The 17,518-nt window shown below is 71.2% G+C and carries 17 protein-coding genes; 1 reads left to right on the forward strand and 16 read right to left on the reverse strand.

The features are described 5' to 3' along the window. Window positions 1-28: 28 nt before the first annotated feature. The 5 genes from LVQ62_RS01370 to LVQ62_RS01390 all read right to left on the reverse strand — a co-directional run bounded on the left by LVQ62_RS01370 (window position 29) and on the right by LVQ62_RS01390 (window position 6,699). Window positions 29-691 (reverse strand): hypothetical protein, encoded by a 663-nt coding sequence (locus LVQ62_RS01370; protein WP_233763998.1) that lies wholly within the window; start codon window positions 689-691, stop codon window positions 29-31. Window positions 692-872: 181 nt separating this feature from the next. Beyond that, window positions 873-1,892: an alcohol dehydrogenase gene (locus LVQ62_RS01375; protein WP_233763999.1), complete on the reverse strand. Its 1,020-nt coding sequence runs from the start codon at window positions 1,890-1,892 to the stop codon at window positions 873-875. 77 nt (window positions 1,893-1,969) lie between these two features. Then, the gene (topA, locus tag LVQ62_RS01380; RefSeq protein ID WP_233764002.1) at window positions 1,970-4,756 is read right to left on the reverse strand and encodes a type I DNA topoisomerase; all 2,787 of its coding nucleotides are present in this window, start codon (window positions 4,754-4,756) and stop codon (window positions 1,970-1,972) included. 115 nt (window positions 4,757-4,871) lie between these two features. Continuing rightward, window positions 4,872-6,365, reverse strand: coding sequence for a methyltransferase (locus tag LVQ62_RS01385; RefSeq protein WP_233764003.1), 1,494 nt, complete (start codon window positions 6,363-6,365; stop codon window positions 4,872-4,874). Next, complete coding sequence (locus LVQ62_RS01390) at window positions 6,358-6,699, reverse strand: STAS domain-containing protein (protein ID WP_233764004.1); 342 nt, start codon at window positions 6,697-6,699, stop codon at window positions 6,358-6,360. The genes LVQ62_RS01385 and LVQ62_RS01390 overlap by 8 nt, the downstream gene beginning before the upstream one ends. 242 nt (window positions 6,700-6,941) lie before the next feature. Between LVQ62_RS01390 and LVQ62_RS01395 the strand changes: the two genes are divergently transcribed. After that, window positions 6,942-9,167 carry a DEAD/DEAH box helicase gene (locus tag LVQ62_RS01395; protein ID WP_233764006.1) on the forward strand — a complete coding sequence of 742 codons (2,226 nt, stop codon included), beginning with the start codon at window positions 6,942-6,944 and terminating at the stop codon, window positions 9,165-9,167. Window positions 9,168-9,243: 76 nt separating this feature from the next. Here LVQ62_RS01395 and LVQ62_RS01400 read toward each other — a convergent pair whose 3' ends face one another. The 11 genes from LVQ62_RS01400 to LVQ62_RS01450 all read right to left on the reverse strand — a co-directional run bounded on the left by LVQ62_RS01400 (window position 9,244) and on the right by LVQ62_RS01450 (window position 17,420). Continuing rightward, window positions 9,244-9,975 (reverse strand): hypothetical protein, encoded by a 732-nt coding sequence (locus tag LVQ62_RS01400; protein ID WP_233764008.1) that lies wholly within the window; start codon window positions 9,973-9,975, stop codon window positions 9,244-9,246. A gap of 19 nt (window positions 9,976-9,994) precedes the next feature. After that, on the reverse strand, window positions 9,995-10,378 hold the full coding sequence (locus tag LVQ62_RS01405) for an Rv3654c family TadE-like protein (protein ID WP_233764010.1): 384 nt from the start codon (window positions 10,376-10,378) through the stop codon (window positions 9,995-9,997). Beyond that, window positions 10,375-10,740, reverse strand: a complete 366-nt coding sequence (locus LVQ62_RS01410) for a TadE family type IV pilus minor pilin (RefSeq protein WP_233764012.1) — start codon at window positions 10,738-10,740, stop codon at window positions 10,375-10,377. Before LVQ62_RS01410 ends, LVQ62_RS01405 begins: the two co-directional genes overlap by 4 nt. Beyond that, window positions 10,737-10,955, reverse strand: a complete 219-nt coding sequence (locus LVQ62_RS01415; RefSeq protein WP_208051623.1) for a DUF4244 domain-containing protein — start codon at window positions 10,953-10,955, stop codon at window positions 10,737-10,739. The genes LVQ62_RS01410 and LVQ62_RS01415 overlap by 4 nt, the downstream gene beginning before the upstream one ends. Window positions 10,956-11,145: 190 nt before the next feature. Continuing rightward, window positions 11,146-11,712 (reverse strand): type II secretion system F family protein, encoded by a 567-nt coding sequence (locus tag LVQ62_RS01420; protein WP_233764014.1) that lies wholly within the window; start codon window positions 11,710-11,712, stop codon window positions 11,146-11,148. Next, window positions 11,709-12,410 carry a type II secretion system F family protein gene (locus LVQ62_RS01425; protein ID WP_233764016.1) on the reverse strand — a complete coding sequence of 234 codons (702 nt, stop codon included), beginning with the start codon at window positions 12,408-12,410 and terminating at the stop codon, window positions 11,709-11,711. The genes LVQ62_RS01420 and LVQ62_RS01425 overlap by 4 nt, the downstream gene beginning before the upstream one ends. Next, entirely contained in the window at window positions 12,407-13,540 is a 1,134-nt protein-coding gene (locus LVQ62_RS01430) for a TadA family conjugal transfer-associated ATPase (RefSeq protein WP_233764022.1), read from the reverse strand. Before LVQ62_RS01430 ends, LVQ62_RS01425 begins: the two co-directional genes overlap by 4 nt. After that, window positions 13,537-14,265, reverse strand: coding sequence for a hypothetical protein (locus LVQ62_RS01435; RefSeq protein WP_233764025.1), 729 nt, complete (start codon window positions 14,263-14,265; stop codon window positions 13,537-13,539). The genes LVQ62_RS01430 and LVQ62_RS01435 overlap by 4 nt, the downstream gene beginning before the upstream one ends. A gap of 560 nt (window positions 14,266-14,825) precedes the next feature. After that, entirely contained in the window at window positions 14,826-15,659 is an 834-nt protein-coding gene (locus LVQ62_RS01440) for a Fic family protein (protein WP_233764027.1), read from the reverse strand. Between the two features lie 94 nt (window positions 15,660-15,753). Beyond that, window positions 15,754-16,227: an N-acetyltransferase gene (locus LVQ62_RS01445; RefSeq protein ID WP_233764030.1), complete on the reverse strand. Its 474-nt coding sequence runs from the start codon at window positions 16,225-16,227 to the stop codon at window positions 15,754-15,756. After that, window positions 16,224-17,420: a cation:proton antiporter gene (locus LVQ62_RS01450; protein WP_233764034.1), complete on the reverse strand. Its 1,197-nt coding sequence runs from the start codon at window positions 17,418-17,420 to the stop codon at window positions 16,224-16,226. The genes LVQ62_RS01445 and LVQ62_RS01450 overlap by 4 nt, the downstream gene beginning before the upstream one ends. Between the last annotated feature and the right edge of the window lie 98 nt (window positions 17,421-17,518).

A 17,518-nucleotide genomic window follows, 5' to 3' on the forward strand; every position in this document is an offset into this window, starting at 1 on the left:
AGCGTGTAGTTGTCGTAGACCGACGAGGTCACCGTGGCGCCGGTGATCTGGTAGGCGATGCAGGTGTCGCGCGACTGCCCGGCGGGGATGGGGGTGTATCGGAGTCGTTGTCGCACCCCGGCACCGAGGAGTAGAGCGTCTTGCCGGTCTGGGACTCGCTGAAGATCGGGTGCAGCTCCAGCTGGTTCATGTCACCGGCCTCCACCTGCTTTGTGCCGCCGGTGACGTTCGCGTAGTTGACGGTCATGTAGTAGAGCGTGCCGTTGGCCTTGGAGACCGTGCCGCCGTACGCCGACTCCGGCGCGACCGTCAGCTTCTTGACGGTCATGCACACCGTCGTGCCGTTGTCGTCCTTGTAGACCGCGGGCTGGCCGTAGTGCAGCGACGCCGTCTGCGGGCTCAGCTTCGTGCTGCAGCCGGCGGGCAGGGCAGCGCCGGTCGGAGCCGAGGTGCTGTCCGTCGAGGAGGACGTCGTGGTGGACGGGGTCACGGGGCTCGACGGAGACGTCGAGCTCGTGGAGGGGGTCGATCCCGACGGGGTGGTCGGCGCGGCGGACGAGGACGAGGAGGTCGAGCCGCCGCTGGTGGGCGCGCCCACCGAGGGTGCTCCGCCCGGCCCGCAGGCGGCGATGCCGACGACGGCGGTGGCGCTCAGGGCGGTGAGCGTGAGACGGGCAAGGTTGGTGCGCATGGGCATTCCCTTCGTTGGTGACGTTGGGAATACGACGGGCGCACCGCCGAGGCGGTTCCATGCCCTGCCGGATCAGGCCCGGTCCCCTCCCCGAGTGGCGTACCTAACGCCCGAGTGGCACACCTATGAGGGATGCACCCGAAACATAGGTATGCCACTCGGCGGGAGTGGTGGAGAGCTGTCAGTTGCCGGTGGTCAGCACCATCCGGTAGCGCGCGTCGCCGCTCATCATCTTCGCGAAGGCGTCATTGACGTCGCCCAGCGGCGCTTCCTCGGTCATCACCTTGATGCCGTGCGCCTGGGCGAACTCCATCGTCTCCTGCACCTCCTGGGCGGTGCCCGACGGATGCCCGTGCACCGTCTTGCTGCCCATGATCAGCTGCGTCGGGCTGACCTGGATGGCCTCGGGCACGGCCCCGATCGCGATCAGCTCGCCGCGGTGGGTCAGCCCGTCGATGGTGGCCGACATGGCGTCGGCGTTCGCGGCCGTGGCGAGCACGACCTTGGCGCCGCCGAGCTTCTGCAGCGCCTCCGCGACGTTCTCGGAGTTGCTGTCGATGTAGTGCGTGGCGCCGAGCTCCAGCGCGGTGTCCTTCTTGTCGGCGCCGCGGGCGATGGCCACGGTCTCGAAGCCGAGCTTCGCCGCGAACTGCACGCCGAGATGACCGAGGCCGCCGATCCCGAGGATCGCCACCAGGTCACCCGGCTTGGCGATGCTGGAGCGCAGCGCTGAGTACGTCGTCACGCCGGCGCACCCCATCGGCGCGGCCTGCACTGCGCTCATGCCCTCCGGGATGCGCGCGAGCGCGGTCGCCGGGACGATCACCGAGTCGGCGTACCCGCCGGGGTAGGCCCAGCCGGGCACCTGCAGCTCGGCGCAGTTGATGAAGTCGCCCTCGCGGCAGGCCAGGCAGTGCCCGCAGTTGCCGCCGAACCAGCCGACCTCGACCCGGTCGCCGACCTCCCAGCCCTCGACGTCCTCGCCCAGCGCGTCGATCCGGCCCGCGATCTCGTGTCCGGTGACCAGGGGAAACTGCACGTTCGGGAACGCCGCGTGCACGAAGGCGGCGTCGGAGTGGCACACGCCGCAGGCCTCGACGGTGATCCGCACCTGTCGGCGGCCCGGCTCCCGCACGTCGTTCTCGACGATGCGGAAGTCCCCGCCCTTGGAATCGACCTGCGCTGCACGAACAGTGGCCATGACGGTGTCCTCATCGATCGGAAGGGGGTACCGATCGATGATGTCAGCACGACCCCACTGCGGTCACCCTCGGCGAATCAGCTGCTCTTGGCCGCCGTCTTCTTCGCCGTGGTCTTCTTGGCGGCGCTCTTTTTGGCCGTGGACTTCTTCGCCGTCTTCTTCACCGTGCGTTTGCGGGTCGTCGGACCCTTCGCACGCTTCTCGGCGAGCAGCTCGAAGCCGCGCTCCGGCGTGATCGACTCCGGGTCGTCGTCCTTGCGCAGCGTCGCGTTGCTCTCGCCGTCGGTGACGTACGGGCCGAATCGGCCGTCCTTGACCACCACCGGCTTGCCGGACACCGGGTCCTCACCCAGCTCCTTCAACGGCGGCGTCGCGGCGCGACCCCGGCGCTTGGGCTCGGCGTAGATCGCGACGGCCTCCTCGAGCGTGATGTCGAAGAGCTGCTGCTCGGTGACGAGCGAGCGCGAGTCGGTGCCCTTCTTCAGGTAGGGCCCGTAGCGACCGTTCTGCGCGGTGATCTCGACCTGTGTGGCCTCGTCGCCCTCGCCCTCGGTGACCGTGCCGACGACCCGGGGCAGGCTGAGCAGCTTCAGCGCGGCGTCCAGCTCGATGGTCGCCAGGTCCATCTCCTTGAAGAGCGACGCGGTCCGCGGCTTGGCCTTGGCGGCCTTCTTCTTGCCCTTGGCCGGCTTGTCGGCCTCCGGCTCCTCCGGCAGCACCTCGGTCACGTACGGCCCGTAACGGCCCGCGCGGGCGATGATCTCGTGGCCGCTCTCCGGGTCCTTGCCCAGCACCCGACCGTCGTCGTCGGCGGTCGCGAGCAGCTCGCGCGCCTTCTCCGGCGACATCTCGTCGGGGGCGACGTCGTCGCCGATGGTGGCGCGCCGCGGCTTGGCGTCCGGGTCGGGCGCCTCGCCGGTGACCTCGCCGGTCGCGGGGTCGACGCCGACGGGCACGACCTGCTCGACGTACGGGCCGTAGCGGCCGACCCGCACGACCATGCCGTCGCCGAGGTCAATGGTGGAGATCTCGCGAGCGTCGATCTCACCGAGGTGTTCGACCATCTCGCGCAGTCCCTCGACGGTCTGCCCGGTGGCGCCGAAGTAGAACTTGTTGAGCCACTCCACCCGGCCGCGATCGCCGGAGGCGATGAGGTCCAGGCCCTCCTCCATGGAGGCGGTGAAGTCGTAGTCGACGAGGGAGGGGAAGTGCTCCTCCAGCAGCCGGGTGACGGCGAACGCCAGCCACGTCGGCACCAGGGCGGTGCCCTTGGTGCGCACGTAGCCGCGGTCCTGGATCGTGCCCACGGTCGCGGCGTACGTTGACGGGCGGCCGATCCCGCGCTCCTCCATCGCCTTGACCAGGCTGGCCTCGGTGTAGCGGGCGGGCGGGCTCGTCTCGTGGCCGTCGGCCTCGGCGCGCTCGACGTCGAGCAGCGCGCCCTCGGTCAGCTGCGGCAGGCGGCGCTCCTGCTCGGAGGCGTCCGTCGCGTCGCCGGCGTCGCGACCCTCCTCGTACGCCGCGAGGAAACCGCGGAAGGTGATGACGGTGCCGCTGGCGCTGAACTCGACCTGCTCGGCCACGCCGCTGCTGGCCACCGGCACGCTGAGGCGCACAGTCGCAGTCGAGCCGCGGGCGTCGGTCATCTGCGAGGCCACGGTGCGCTTCCAGATCAGTTCGTAGAGGGAGAAGTCTTCGCCGCGCAGCTCACCGGCGACCTGCGCCGGCGTACGGAAGCGGTCTCCGGCCGGGCGGATCGCCTCGTGCGCCTCCTGGGCACCCTTGGCCTTCTTCTCGTAACGACGCGGGGTGTCGGTGATGTACTCCGCGCCGTACATGTCGCTGGCCTGCGCCCGCGCCGCCGTCATGGCCGACTCCGACAACGTCGTGGAGTCGGTGCGCATGTAGGTGATGTAGCCGTTCTCGTACAGCCGCTGCGCGACGCGCATCGCGTTCTTGCTCGACAGGCGCAGCTTGCGGCTGGCCTCCTGCTGCAGCGTCGAGGTGGTGAACGGCGCCGACGGCCTGCGGGTGTACGGCTTCTCCTGCACCGAGCTGACCGTGGCGGTCGCCGCGGCGACGGCGTTCGCGATGGAGGTCGCGCGGGACTGGTTCAGGTGCACGACGTTGCTGGCGCGCAGCTCGCCGCTGTCGGCGAAGTCGCGGCCGGTGGCGACGCGTACGCCGTCCACCGAGCTCAGCCGCGCCGCGAACGACTGACCGGCCTCCTGCGGGGCGAAGTCACCCTCGACGTCCCAGTACGACGCGGAGCGGAACGCCATCCGCTCGCGTTCGCGCTGCACGACCAGGCGGGTCGCGACGGACTGCACACGCCCGGCGGACAGGCCCTGGCGGATCTTGCGCCACAGCACGGGGCTGACCTCGTAGCCGTAGAGGCGGTCGAGGATGCGGCGGGTCTCCTGCGCGTCGACCAGGTCGGTGTCCAGCTCGCGGGTGTCCTGCGCGGCGCGGACGATCGCTTCCTTGGTGATCTCGTGGAAGACCATCCGGCGCACCGGCACCTTGGGCTTGAGGACCTCCAGCAGGTGCCACGCGATGGCCTCGCCCTCGCGGTCCTCATCGGTCGCGAGCAGCAGCTCGTCGGAGTCCTTCAGCAGCCGCTTGAGCTCGGCGACCTTCTTGCGCTTGTCCGGATCGACCACGTAGTACGCGTCGAAACCGTTGTCCACGTCGACGGCGAACTTGCCGTACGGGCCCTTCTTCATGTCCGTGGGCATCTCCGACGGGGTCGGCAGGTCGCGGATGTGGCCGACGCTGGCGTCGACGACGTAGTCGGAGCCGAGATATCCGCCGATCTTCTTGGCTTTGGCGGGGGACTCGACGATGACGAGCTTGCGTGGCACTACGGACTCCTTGCGTTAGTCACCCTGGTGCGGTGGATTCGTCACCGCCTCGACCTCGGGCGCTTAGACGGTAACCGGTCGAGCCTGGACGCGGGCTGCAGGCCCACTCCCCTTCTCAGACGAGCAGGCCGTCGGCGACCAGCTCGTGCAACCGCGGCAGCAGCGCCGCCCGCAGCTCGGCGGGGTCCTGCTCCAGCAGGTCCGCGATCGCGTCGATCGCAGCCCCGGCGGGCAGCTCGCCGTCGCACACGGAGACGAACGCCGCCAGCGCGGTGTCCATCGGGATCGCCCGCCGCAGCCCGCCGCCCTGTCGGAGCAGGATGACGTTCGGATCCTCGGCGCCCGGCAGTCCGTGACGTTCCTCGGTGACGTCCGCGGCTGTGCGCCAACGGTTCTCGAGCAGGTACGCGTTCCCGCCCTCTGCGAGTGCGGTGCGGGCGCGCAGACCGGCGTCCACGACCGCGCCCATGGCGTCGCCGACGGCACCGTGCGCCTCGACCAGGTCCACGAACGGCGTACGCGCGGTCAGGGGACGCTGCAGGGTGATGACCCCGAAACCGATCTGCTCCACGTCGCGAGCGGCGAAGTCGTCGAGCCACGCGTCGTACATCGCATCGTAGGAAGGGTGGCCGGAGGTGTGACCACCGTCACCTGACCACAGCTCGGCGTACTGCGCCGGATCCTGCACGTCGCGCTGCACCACCCAGGCGTCCAGGCCGGTGCCGGCCACCCACCCGGTGACGACCTCGCGCCAGTCCTGCCCGCGCGGCACCTCCCAGTTGGCGAGCAGCTGGGCGATCCCGCCGGGCGCCAGCACCTCCGGCAGACCTTCGATCAGGCTGCGGACGAGGGCGTCCCCGGTCATCCCGCCGTCGCGGTACTCGTACTGCGGCATTTCCGCTGTACGAGGGGTAATCACGAACGGTGGGTTGCTCACGACGAGGTCGAAGCGCTCGCCCCGCACCGGCTCCACCATCGAGCCGGCCCGCAGATCGAGGTCCACGCCGTTCAGGGCCGCGTTAAAGCGCGTGTAGGCGAGTGCCCGGTCAGAGACGTCGGTGGCGACCACGCTCGCCGCGTGGGTCAGCAGATGCAGCGACTGCACGCCGCATCCGGTGCCCACGTCGAGTGCGCGTTCGACCGGGCGGCGCGGCGTCCAGCTCGCCAGAGTGGTCGAGGCGCCGCCGATGCCGAGCACGTGGTCGGGCGGCAGGATCGTGCCGGTCACGACCTGGGAGAGGTCGGAGGCGACCCACCAGCTGTGGCCCTCGTCGCCGTACGGGCGCAGATCGCACGTGGAGCGCAGCAGGCCGTCCCGCTGCTCGGTGATCAGGCGCAGGTCCTGCAGGCCGCCGACCCCGCAGGTGGGCAGCGCGTCCTGCACCTCGGCCGGCGCGATCGGTCGGCCCAGACAGAAGAGGCGCACCAGCGTGGCCAGAACTCCCCCGCCCCCGGTGGCCCGGACCGCCGCCGTCGGCTGGTCGCGGTGCAGGGCGAGGGTCGCAACCGCACCGAGAAGCTCGCCGATCGCGTCGGTCGTGAAGTCGGCCGCGGCCAGGTCGGCGCGCAGAGCGCTGACCGGCCCCGCGGAGACCGACGGCTCAGCCAAGGGTCGTCAGGGCCTCGTCGCGGCTGCTGAAGATCTGGAAGACCTTGTCCAGACCGGTGATCGAGAAGTTGCGCAGCACCCGCTCGTTGTTGATGACCAGCACCATGTCTCCTCCGGCGAGGCGGATGGAGCGCAGACGTCCCACCAGCACGCCGAGTCCGGTGGAGTCGAGAAACGGCACATCCTGCAGGTCCAGGATCACCCGGGCGTTGCGAGCGGCCATCAGTCGGGCAAGTTCAGCGCGCAGCACCGGAGAGGTGGTGGCATCCAGATCCCCCTGGACATTGAGAACCAATGGATCGGTCTCTGTTGATCCGGACACCGAGACCTGCATGAAACCGCCTTTCCGCGGACATCGTCGGGATACCCGGGACTGGGATGTCGTCCGGTGATGCGACAGTGATGATGATGGTCACAATCAGACCAGGTCGTAAAGCGGCCACATTCTGTCACGCTCCCCACCAGCCCCTTGCATCACATCCGGACGGAGAGAACACCACGTCCAGTGCCTGTCGAGCCGACGTCGCGTCGGCTCTCGACGCCCTGACCGATGCCGGCACCGGTCGGCTGCTGCACGTGCACACCGACCCGGAGCGGCCGGCATCCTCCGCGCCGTGGCCGACCTGGGTGCACGCCCCTGTCCGCGCCGCCATCGAGGGCACGGGAGTGCGCGAGCTGTGGACCCACCAGCGGCATGTCGCCGACCTGGCCCACGAGGGCGTGGACGTCGGGATCTGCACCGGGACGGCGTCCGGGAAGAGCCTGGCCTATCTGCTGCCGGTGCTGTCCGCCCTCTCCGAGGGCGTGTCGGCGCCGACCGGACGCGGCGCGACTGCCATCTATCTGGCGCCGACCAAGGCGCTCGGCGCCGACCAGGAGGCCCGGATCGCCTCGTACGCCATCCCTGGCATCCGCGCGGCGACCCTCGATGGCGACACCCCCACCGACGAACGCCGCTGGATCCGCGAGCACGCCCACCTCGTGCTCACCAACCCCGACCTGCTGCACCACACCCTGCTGCCGCAGCACGAGCGGTGGGCCTCCTTCCTACGACGGTTGCGATACGTCGTCGTCGACGAGTCGCACGTGTACAAAGGCGTCTTCGGCGCGCACGTCGCGCTGATCCTGCGCCGGTTGCAGCGGATCGCGGCGAGGTACTCCGCCTCCCCCACGTTCGTGCTGGCATCCGCGACCTCGGCCGCGCCGTCCGAGCAGCTGGGGCGCCTCGTGGGCCGACCAGTCCAAGTGGTCGACGAGGACGGCTCGCCGCACGGCGCCACGACGTACGCGCTGTGGGAGCCGGGCAGGGCGCCCTCGGATCCGACGGGCGAGAGCCGCCGCAGTGCGGTCGCAGAGTCGGCGGACCTGATGACCGCTCTCGTACGCCGGGGGGTGCAGACGCTGACCTTCGCCCGGTCCCGGGTCGGCGTGGAGGTGGTGGCGGAGATGACGCGAGCGGCGCTGGGCTCGGACGGGTCCACCGTGGCGGCGTACCGCGGGGGGTATCTGCCGGAGGAGCGCCGCGAGCTGGAGGCAGCCCTACGTAGCGGCGCGTTGCGAGGCCTTGCGGCGACCAATGCCCTCGAGCTTGGCATCGACATCAGCGGACTGGACGCCGTCGTGATGGCCGGCTGGCCCGGGACGGTCGCGTCGTTCCGCCAGCAGGCCGGACGCGCCGGGCGAGGTGCGGCGCCGTCGCTGGTCGTGATGATCGCAGCCGATGACCCGCTGGACACGTTCGTCACCCACCACCCCGAGGCGATCTTCGACCGCCCGGTCGAGCAGGCGGTCTGCGACCCGGCCAACCCCTACGTCCTCGCGCCGCACCTGGCCGCGGCGGCGGCCGAGCTTCCGGTGACGGTGGCAGACAGCGCCTACTTCGGCGACGACATGGTGGGTCTGCTGGCCGCGCTCGTGGCACGCGGCGTCCTGCGACGCCGCCCTCGCGGGTGGTTCTGGGCACGCGAGGACCGCCCCGCCGACCACTTCTCGCTGCGCGGCTCCGGCGAGGACGTCGTCCGCATCGTCGAGACGCGCACCGCACGGGTGCTCGGCACGGTCGACGGTGCCCGGTCGCACACCACGGTGCACACCGGTGCCGTCTACACCCACCAGGGAGCACCGTTCGTGGTGACCGCGCTCGACCTGGACGACGGCAGCGCGCACGTCGTGCCGGGCGATCCCGGGTGGTCGACGATGGCGCGGTCGGTCAGCTCGTTCGACATCGTCAGCTCGCACCGGCACGAGGTGTGGGGCGACTGCGAGCTGCACTTCGGCACGATCCGCGTGCGCTCGCAGGTGACGTCCTTCCTGCGCAAGCTCCCGTCGGGCGAGGTGCTGGGTGAGCACCCCCTCGACCTGCCGGAGCGTGAACTGGTGACCAGAGGCGTGTGGTGGACGATGCCCGAATCCATCGCCCTCGCAACGGGTCTGAACCCGGCTGACCTGCCCGGAGCACTGCACGCGGCCGAGCACGCTTCCATCGGGATGCTGCCGCTCGTGGCCCAGTCGGACCGGTGGGACATCGGCGGAGTCTCGACCGCGCTGCACCCGGACACCGGCGAGCCGACGGTGGTGGTCTACGACGGCCACCCGGGCGGCGCCGGTTTCACCGAGCGCGCGTACGCCGCGGCGCGCACCTGGCTGGCGGCCACCCGATCGGCGATCGCGGACTGCAGCTGCGCGCACGGATGTCCGTCATGCGTGCAGTCGCCCAAGTGCGGCAACGGCAACGAGCCCCTGGACAAGCCCGGTGCCGTGCTGCTGCTGGACCGGCTGCTTCAGGATGCCCCGCCCTCATGACCTACTGGGAAACCGCGGTGAAGGCCGGCGACGCGCCTGCCCCCGGGGCGTACGGCCGGGGGGGGCAGAGTGCTCGTCAGAATCGAGCCACACCCAGATGCGGCTCCACCACGTCGGAGAAGTAGTAGTTGAACGCGTTCATCAGATCGTTCTGATCGGCCCAGGTCCGGATGATCTCGTTGCGACCCCCCGCCTCTGCCGCGGTGTGCGCCACCACGGCCGAGCTGACGGCCTCGCTGACGACGAGCCACCGTCTGATGTCATCGATCTTCGCCAGGCGACTCAACTGCACCGTCGCCCCGCCGGCCTTGAGGATCACGCCCACGCGCCGCGCGTCGTCATAGACCTCGCAGTCGTAGGGCAGATCGGCGCCCACCTCCTTGACCTCGAGATGCAGACCGCGAGCAGCTCGCCGGACGGCATCCAACAAGGCGAGCTCGGCCATCCTGACACCACTGATCGCCAGTTGGATCGGACCGGGCACACCCTCGCCCGACTCGCGTACGGAATGCGCGAGAGCCAGCCGCTGGTCGTGGTCCATATTCGCCACCGCCCGGTACAGCGCACCCATCTCGACCGACTTGTCGCCCCACGTCACACGGGTGGGCAGCTTCCCGACCGTCCCGATGATCAGGGCGCCCGCCCCGACCACCACGAATCCCAGAGTGCTGACACCGTCGTGCCCCGCCCAGAGGTTGCTCACCGCACCAAGGGCGAACGAGACGCCGCCCAGAGATCCGATGGCCCAGCGCTGCCTCACCGGCAGGTTCACGGGCAACAAGCGGGTTTCGTCTTCTTGCCGCGGCATGAGACAACGGTAGTCACAGCTAGGGCACGGTGGCAGTGCTGCGTGGGATCCCGGCGGAGTACCCGGCGCGCGACCGTGCAGTCGCCGCTCCCAGGCCCAGCCGAGCGGTTGCGCCCGTCACCACGGTGACATCGACCGTCACGCTGTCACCGGTCGGGATGCACGTCCGCAGCGTGGCTCCCCCGGCCGACGCCACCCGCGCAGCGGCCGCGCACGGGTCGACCCCGCCTTTCAGCAAGGCCGATTCTCCGGCAAGGGCGGCCATGTCCGCTGCCGTCGACGCCCGCATGCTGGCCTGCACCGCTGACACCAGCGCGAGTCCGCCGCCCAGCACGCACAGCACCACCGCGATGACTCCCACCATGAGCACCGTGCCGGACCCACGATCACGCGCCCACCTCACGGCGGTGCCGCCTCCTGTTGCGCCACCCCGGTCGCGTGCAGAGAGCCGCTACCCGCGACCCACCCGAACGGGCCACGCACCGGGGTGGTGACCGTCACCCGCACCAGGTCGCCGTCCGGCTGCACGGTGACGGACGACCCGGGAGGTGCCGCGCGTGTGCCGTCCCGCCGTACGGCGTCGACGGGATCACCTCGGGCGGCGGCTCGGGCAGCCACCCGGGCGGCGTCGGTGCAGCGGATCTGGTCGACACCGACCATGAGCGCACCGAGCGCCACGAGCATCACGAAGACCACCGCCGGCAGGGCGACCGCGAGCTCGGCGGAGACCATCCCGGCGTCCGTCCGCCGAGCTCGCGTGATCACGACGCCACGCTCAGCGCATGCTGGATGATCGAGGTCAGGGCCGTCTTCACCGCTCCCGACTTCACCACCCCGATCAGCACCACCGCGAACGCGACGGCCGCCAGGGTGCCCACCGCGTACTCGGCCGTCGACATCCCGGCTTGTCGTCCGGCGGAGGTCACCGCGGACCAGCGCCTGGTCCACCACCGGCGCATCCGCACCATGAGTCGTGTCATCTGTTGCTGCCTCTCTCTATGGCGTGCCGGCCCTCGCCGTCGTCGCCTCTGTGCCCATCCACCGATCGGGGGATGACGTGGTGCGCTGGGCGTGGCGTGGGGTGCCGCCCAGGTGTGCGGTTTGCGTCGGCGGCCAGGACTGCAGCACTGGCCAACGACGCAAACCGCGCACGTGGTGGTCCGGGGCCGCTCACGACGTGCCGGCCAGGACGCTGCGGGCGATGGTCATGACCACGGGCACCACCGTCAGCAGTGCGAAGGCCGGCAGGAAGCACAGCCCGAGCGGCACCACGATCAGCACGGAGACCCGACCGATCGCCTCGTCGAGCCGTTGGCGTTCGCCGCGACGGATGTCGTCGGCCGCGCGCCGCAGCAGAGCGCCCGGCGGCACCCCGGCAGTCACCGCGAGCGCCAGTGACGCCGCAGCCGGCTTCCACACCGCGGGTAGCCCGTCCCAGGCGCGGACCTCGTCCACACCCCAGCGCATCGCCGCCGCCACCTGCCGCAGATGACGCGAGACCAGCTCGCCGGCGTCCTCTGCAACGGCTTCGACGGCCGTCACCAGAGGCACCCCGCTGCCGAGCGCGAGAGCCAGCAGATCCAGCGAAGCGGCGACCGCACGCACGTCCTCGGCCACCACCGGCGGCGGGACGGACGATGCGGGTGGGGACGCCGGCAGCGCCCGCGGCCACACCAGCGGCGTCACCGCCACGAGCAGGACCGCGCACCACCACGCCCCCGGCGCGGACGGGCTCATCGCAGCGGCCCCGGCGCGCACGATCGCGCGATCATCGCCCGGATCATCCGGCGACCCGCCCACAGCAGCAGCACCCCGAGCAGCAGAGCGACCAGGCCAGGAGTTCCGGCATAGAGCCGGACCGGATTCACCCCGATGAACGCCGAGATGGCGATCCCCGCGATCGGCAGCAGAGTGAGCAACTGCATGGTGGCGCGCGGACCGGCGGTGGCCGCAGCGACCCTGCGACGGTGGTCCTCCTGTTCGCGCATCGAGGTGACGGCCGTGCTCAAGGCCTCGCTCAGCCCGCAGCCGATCCGGTCGGACAGGGACCACGCACGGGCCACGGCTTCGAGACCGGCGCCCGGATGCCGCGCGGCCAGATCCGCCCACGCCTGAGCGAGGGGTGCTCCGCTCCGAGCGAGGGCCGACAGGCTCGTGAGTTCGGCTGCCAGCTCGGGGATCTCGACGGTGCGGGCGGCGACCGACGCGGCGGTGGCGACCGCCACGGGTGGTGGGACCCCGGCCTCGACCGCAGGAGCGATGCCCTCGACCAGACTGGTCAAGACGGCCCGGACCGGATCCTGGCTCCCGCCGCGCCGCACCCGCCCGACCGCGACCCGGCGGAACCACGCGGTCCTGGCCGGCAGGTCCGGTCGAGGATGGCGCAGCGGCCAGCAGAGCACCGCGATACACCCGCAGATCAGTGCGGCGATCACGGTGCGCCGCCCAGCATCCGGGCGAGCACCGGCCAGGCGGCCTCGCGGTGCAGGGTGCCGTCCTGGCGCGCGAGTGCAGGCCGGACGCACAGCGCGTCGCCGTCCCAGCCGATGACCGCGATCTCGCTCACCACCCGATCCGCCGCTTCACGGCGCAGGTGGACCACGACCTTGACCGCGCTCACGAGCTGGCTGCCGACGGCGTGCTGGGACATCCCGGCGAGGGCGCCGAGTGCCTCGAACCGGGCGAGGACATCGGCGGCGGTGTTGGCGTGCACCGTGCCGCATCCGCCGTCGTGGCCGGTGTTGAGGGCGCTCAGGAGCTCGCGCACCTCCGCGCCGCGCACCTCGCCGACGACCAGCCGATCGGGACGCATCCGCAGCGACTGGCGCACCAGCACCTCCAGCGGGACGGCGCCGGCGCCCTCGACGTTCGGGGTGCGTCCCTGCAGCGCCACGACGTGCGGGTGCTCGATCCGCAGCTCACGGACGTCCTCGACCACGACGATCCGCTCGCCCGCGGGCACCCGCGACAGCAGCGCCCCGAGCAGGGTGGTCTTGCCGGAACCGGTGCCGCCGGTCACCACGAACGCGATCCGGGCGCGCACCAGCCGGTCGAGCACCTGCGCCCCTACCGCGCAGATCGTCGAGTTGGCCTGCAGCTCCTGCAACGTCGGGGTATGTCGCCGCGGCACCCGGAGGCTGATGTGGGCAGCGTCGGGCACCAGGGGCGGCAGCACCGCGTGCAGACGCACTCCACCGGTCAGCAGTCCGTCGACGTACGGGCTCGTCTCGTCCAGCCGTCGACCGGCGTTCGTCGCCAGTCGGACCGCGAGCCGGCGCACCGCGGCCGCGTCACCCACGTCGCAGGTCGTGGGTTCGAGGCCCTCGCCCCGGTCGATCCACACCCCGTCGGTCCCGTTGACCAGCACATCGGTGACGCCGGGCAGGGCAAGCAGCTCCTCGAGCGGACCGGCGCCGAAGACCTCCGCACTGAGCCGGGACTGCAGCTGCTGCACCCGACCGGCGCCCAGGGTGACCCGGTCGAGTGACGCCAGCTCGCCCACGGACTCCGGTGTCGGAGCGGAGCCCTCGCGGATCCGGCCCCACATCGCCTCCGCGATGCTCACGCTGCCGCCTCGGACCGCTGCGCGAGCAACTGCTCGAGCAGCTCATCGCACACCTTGGCCAGATCGCCCTGCGCCCCCGGCCGCTCGCCGCGGGCCAGGTCGCTGCGCACGCGCCGCTCGGAGGTCACCTGGGCCACCACCTGTACCTCGACCGCATCGGACAGCTCATCGGCCAACCCATGCGAGGCGTCCCGCAGTACGACGACCGGCTCCCGCCCCGCGGACCGCAGCCGCTCCACCGTGACACCGGCTGCCGCGGTGCCGCGTACCGAACCGTGCGCCATCACCACCGGTACCGCGTCGGCCGGCAGGTCCTGCGGGTCGATGTCCCGTGGCGCGTCGATGATGAGCAGGTCGCAGCATGCCGCCAGCGCGGTCACCGCCTCGGCCACCACCTGAGCCGGCGCTGCTGCGCCCTCCCGGCCGTAGGACAGCACGGCGGGGCCCTCAGCGGGGAGAGCGTCGTAGAGCGCAGCACCGTCCAGCGCGCCCAGGGATCCGGCGACCTGGGCCCACCGCACCCCGTCGGCGCGTTCGATGCCGAAGACCACGTCGAGCCCTCCGGCGTAGGCGTCGAGATCGAGCGCGACCACTCGCATCCCGCAGCGATCGGCCGCACCGGCCAGTCCCGTGACGAGCACGGACGCCCCGGCGCCGCCTCCGCACCCGATCACCACCACGGCGTCCGCCGTGCCGGCCTCGCGCCGGTCGCCGTTTGTTCGCATGTCCCACATGGAAGCGGCGCGGGAACCGGGCGGCCCACCGGTGCGTCAGCGCCTGTGGATGCCGAGGCTGCTTCTCGGGGGGATGTGGATGAGGGGCCCTGAGAATCGGCCTCGGCTCCTCAGATGTAGAGACGTAGAAAGACCCCCGCCAGGGGGGTGGCGGGGGCCTTTCTGGTGGATCGCCCTGGGGGAGGGCAACCGACCCAGGCGCTGCAACCCGAAGGGAGCGCCGTCCTTCAAGTGTGGAGGGTCGCGGCTTCTCGGGCAAGCGTCTCGCGTGATATCCGTGTGACGGCCCGAGGAGGGGACGACGAAGACGCCCCCACAAGAGTCGGTGGAGGCGTCTTCGCCAACGCGCGTGACCTGGTTACCAAGCGTGCACTCGGCGTTGTGTCGGCCCGGCCGTCAGATGGTCCGGTAAAACCGATCGCGTTCATCAGTGAACTGCCTGCGCGTGGGTACCTGTCGTTCGCGTGGTCTGGAGTTGTGACCACAGGTCTACTCCTCCCCCGCCCGTCACACAAGGCCTCGCGGACGGCCCCGAACAGGAGGACAATCCGTTAGTTGAGCCGCCCAGCGAGCACCGCGTCGCAGATCCGGCCGCCCTCCTGGGCGCCGGCCGCGACGGCCTCGGCGCAGTGGATCAGCCAGAGCCGCACCCCGTCCGTGCTCCCCGTCGCGTACGCCGACAGCGCACCGAGGTAGTCCACGGCTCCCTGCCTGCCGTGACCCCACTCCGGCACGGCCACACCTGTCGGGTCCACACCACCGTCGATGAGGATTGCGCGTTCGAAAGCCCTTGCCACCACGGCGTTTCCGCGTACGAATGGGCGGGCGGTCGCGATCTCCGCGTGCGCGACGGCGGCGAGCACCAGGACGGGCGCACCCTGCGGGTCGGCCACGAGCGACGCCACCGCGCGCATCCGCTCGGCGGCGTGGCCGGCCTCGGGCGCCGGGCCCAACTCGACCAGTTCGCGGCTGTCCTGCCCTGCGACCCGTGGCCGCCCGACGTCGTCGGGATCGGCGACGCCGGCGGACGCGGCCACGTGCAGCCGGGCGAGCGCCCCGGCGGGCGACGACCGCACCTGGGAGCCCATCCGCTCGGTCTCTGCGGTCGCGAGCACGGCGGACCGCAGCCCCTGCTCCAGCGGACCGATCGGATCCGGCCACGCCACAGCCCCGCGCATCAGGTCACGCACCAGGTCGACGGCGAACTCCGCGCCGTCCAGCGCCGCACTCGCCCGCGCGCCACGCACCCGCGACTCGGTGGCCGCCTCGGGGATCCGGCGGCGCAGCGCAGGGTGCCAGCGCAGCGCCGTACAGGTCTCCCGCGCGTCGTCGACGGCCGCGGACACCCCGGGCAGAGCGATGAGGGTGTCAAGAGGTCCGGCCACGTTGCACCAACCTAGGACAGGGCCCGGGGCGGACGTCGCCCGCCTGCGATGGGAGTCGTCGCGCGCCGTATGGAGCGCGCCACGACTCCGACGACTAAATGACTCCGTGCCACCGCATCGTGAACTCCAGCTCGTCCTCGGGGTTCTCACCGGCCAGGACGAACCCGTGCCGCTCGTAGAGCCTGATGGCGGGCGCGTTGTGCTTGCGGACCTGCAGCGCGATGCGCGCGCTGGGGTGGCGGTCGGTCACCCAGCGCAGCGCGTAATCGATCAGGGCGCCGCCCACCGCCCGTCCACGCGCGAACGGCGCGACCCACATCGAGATCAACTCGACCTGCCCGCTCCCGTCCGGTGCGGTCGCGCTGACGACCCCGGCCGGCAGGTCGTCCAGGCGGGCGAACGCGTGCAGCGGCACGTCCGCCAACCGTGCCCGCCAGCGCGCCTCGTCGGCGTCCTCCCAGTCCGCCGACGTCGACCCGAACGCCTCCGGCGCGTCCCGCAACGCCTCCAACCGGATCTCCCGCCAGACCCGCCACTCGTCCGGTCCGAGCTCGACGACGCCGATCACGATGCCGGCTCCGTCACACCGAGGCGCTCGGCCACCGAGGGCGTGAAGCTGCCCTGCACCAGCACGGAGACCACGACCACGACGATGACGATCCCGTACAGCCGCTCGGCCTCCGGCGCGTGGCTGGACAGGACGAAGGTGCCGAGAAGGATCGGCACGGCACCCTTCAACCCCGCGAACATGACGAACGCCTGCTCCGCACGGCCCAGTCCAGCGCGCGACAGGCAGAGCGCGACCGCGATCGGCCGCACCACGACGGCGAGCACGATGCCGATGACCACCCCGGGTAGCCAGACGTCCAGGTGCGCGAGCTCCGGCAGCTTCACGGTCAGTCCCAGCACCAGGAAGGCCACGACCTCTGCCAGGCTGGCCAACGCCGAGTGGAAGCGCACGATCTCGCGCTTGTGCGGTCCCTCGACGTCGCCCAGCAGGATGCCCGCGACGAACACTGCGAGAAATCCCGAGCCGTGCGCGACGGTGGCGACGCCGAACACGATGAAGGCGCACGCCGTCGTCCTCAAGGGGTAGAGGCTCTCGCTCGGCAGCGTCACCGATCGCAGGAACCACGCGAGCGCGTACGCCGAGACCGCCCCCACGAGGGCGCCGACCCCCATCTGCAGTGCGAACTCTCCCGCGATGTGCGCGAACGCTCCCGCGCCGACGCCGCCCGCCGCGATCAGACTCGCCATGAGCGCGATACCCACCGGGTCGTTCGCTCCGGATTCGCCCTCGAGGATCGTGCCGCTGCGACCGGATATCTCCCGCTGCCCGAGCACCGAGAAGACCACCGCGGGGTCGGTGGGCGAGATCGCGGTGGCCACGAGCAGCGCCAGGTACCAGCTGAGCCCGATCGCCACATGGATGAAGAGGCCGATCCCGGCGACGGTGAGGAACGTTCCGACCACGCCGACCACCGTGATCGGCGCCGCCGCCCTGCGGAACTTGGACCACCCCATGCCGATGCCGCCGTCGAACAGGATGCAGACGAGGGCCAGGGTGACCACCCGCTCGACGGTCTGCTCGGACGGCGCGTCCCAACTCGGGATCACCTGCACCCCGATCGCCGCCGCACTCAGCACGAGCAGGGGGGCGGGGATCTTGATGCGCGCGGTCAACCGGCCCGCCATAAGGGCCAACAGAATCACCAGAGCTGCAAGAAGGACGAGTCGGCCGAAGGGGATGGTGTCGGTCATGGGTCTCCCATTAGTAGGCACGGAAAAGACTGTGCCGACCAGACTTCCCGGCGCTCCGAGGGAAATCCTACTGGCGGGAGCACCGGGGTCGCCGCCTC

The organism is Allobranchiibius sp. GilTou73, from assembly GCF_021391335.1.
Classification (GTDB): Bacteria; Actinomycetota; Actinomycetes; order Actinomycetales; family Dermatophilaceae; genus Allobranchiibius; species Allobranchiibius huperziae.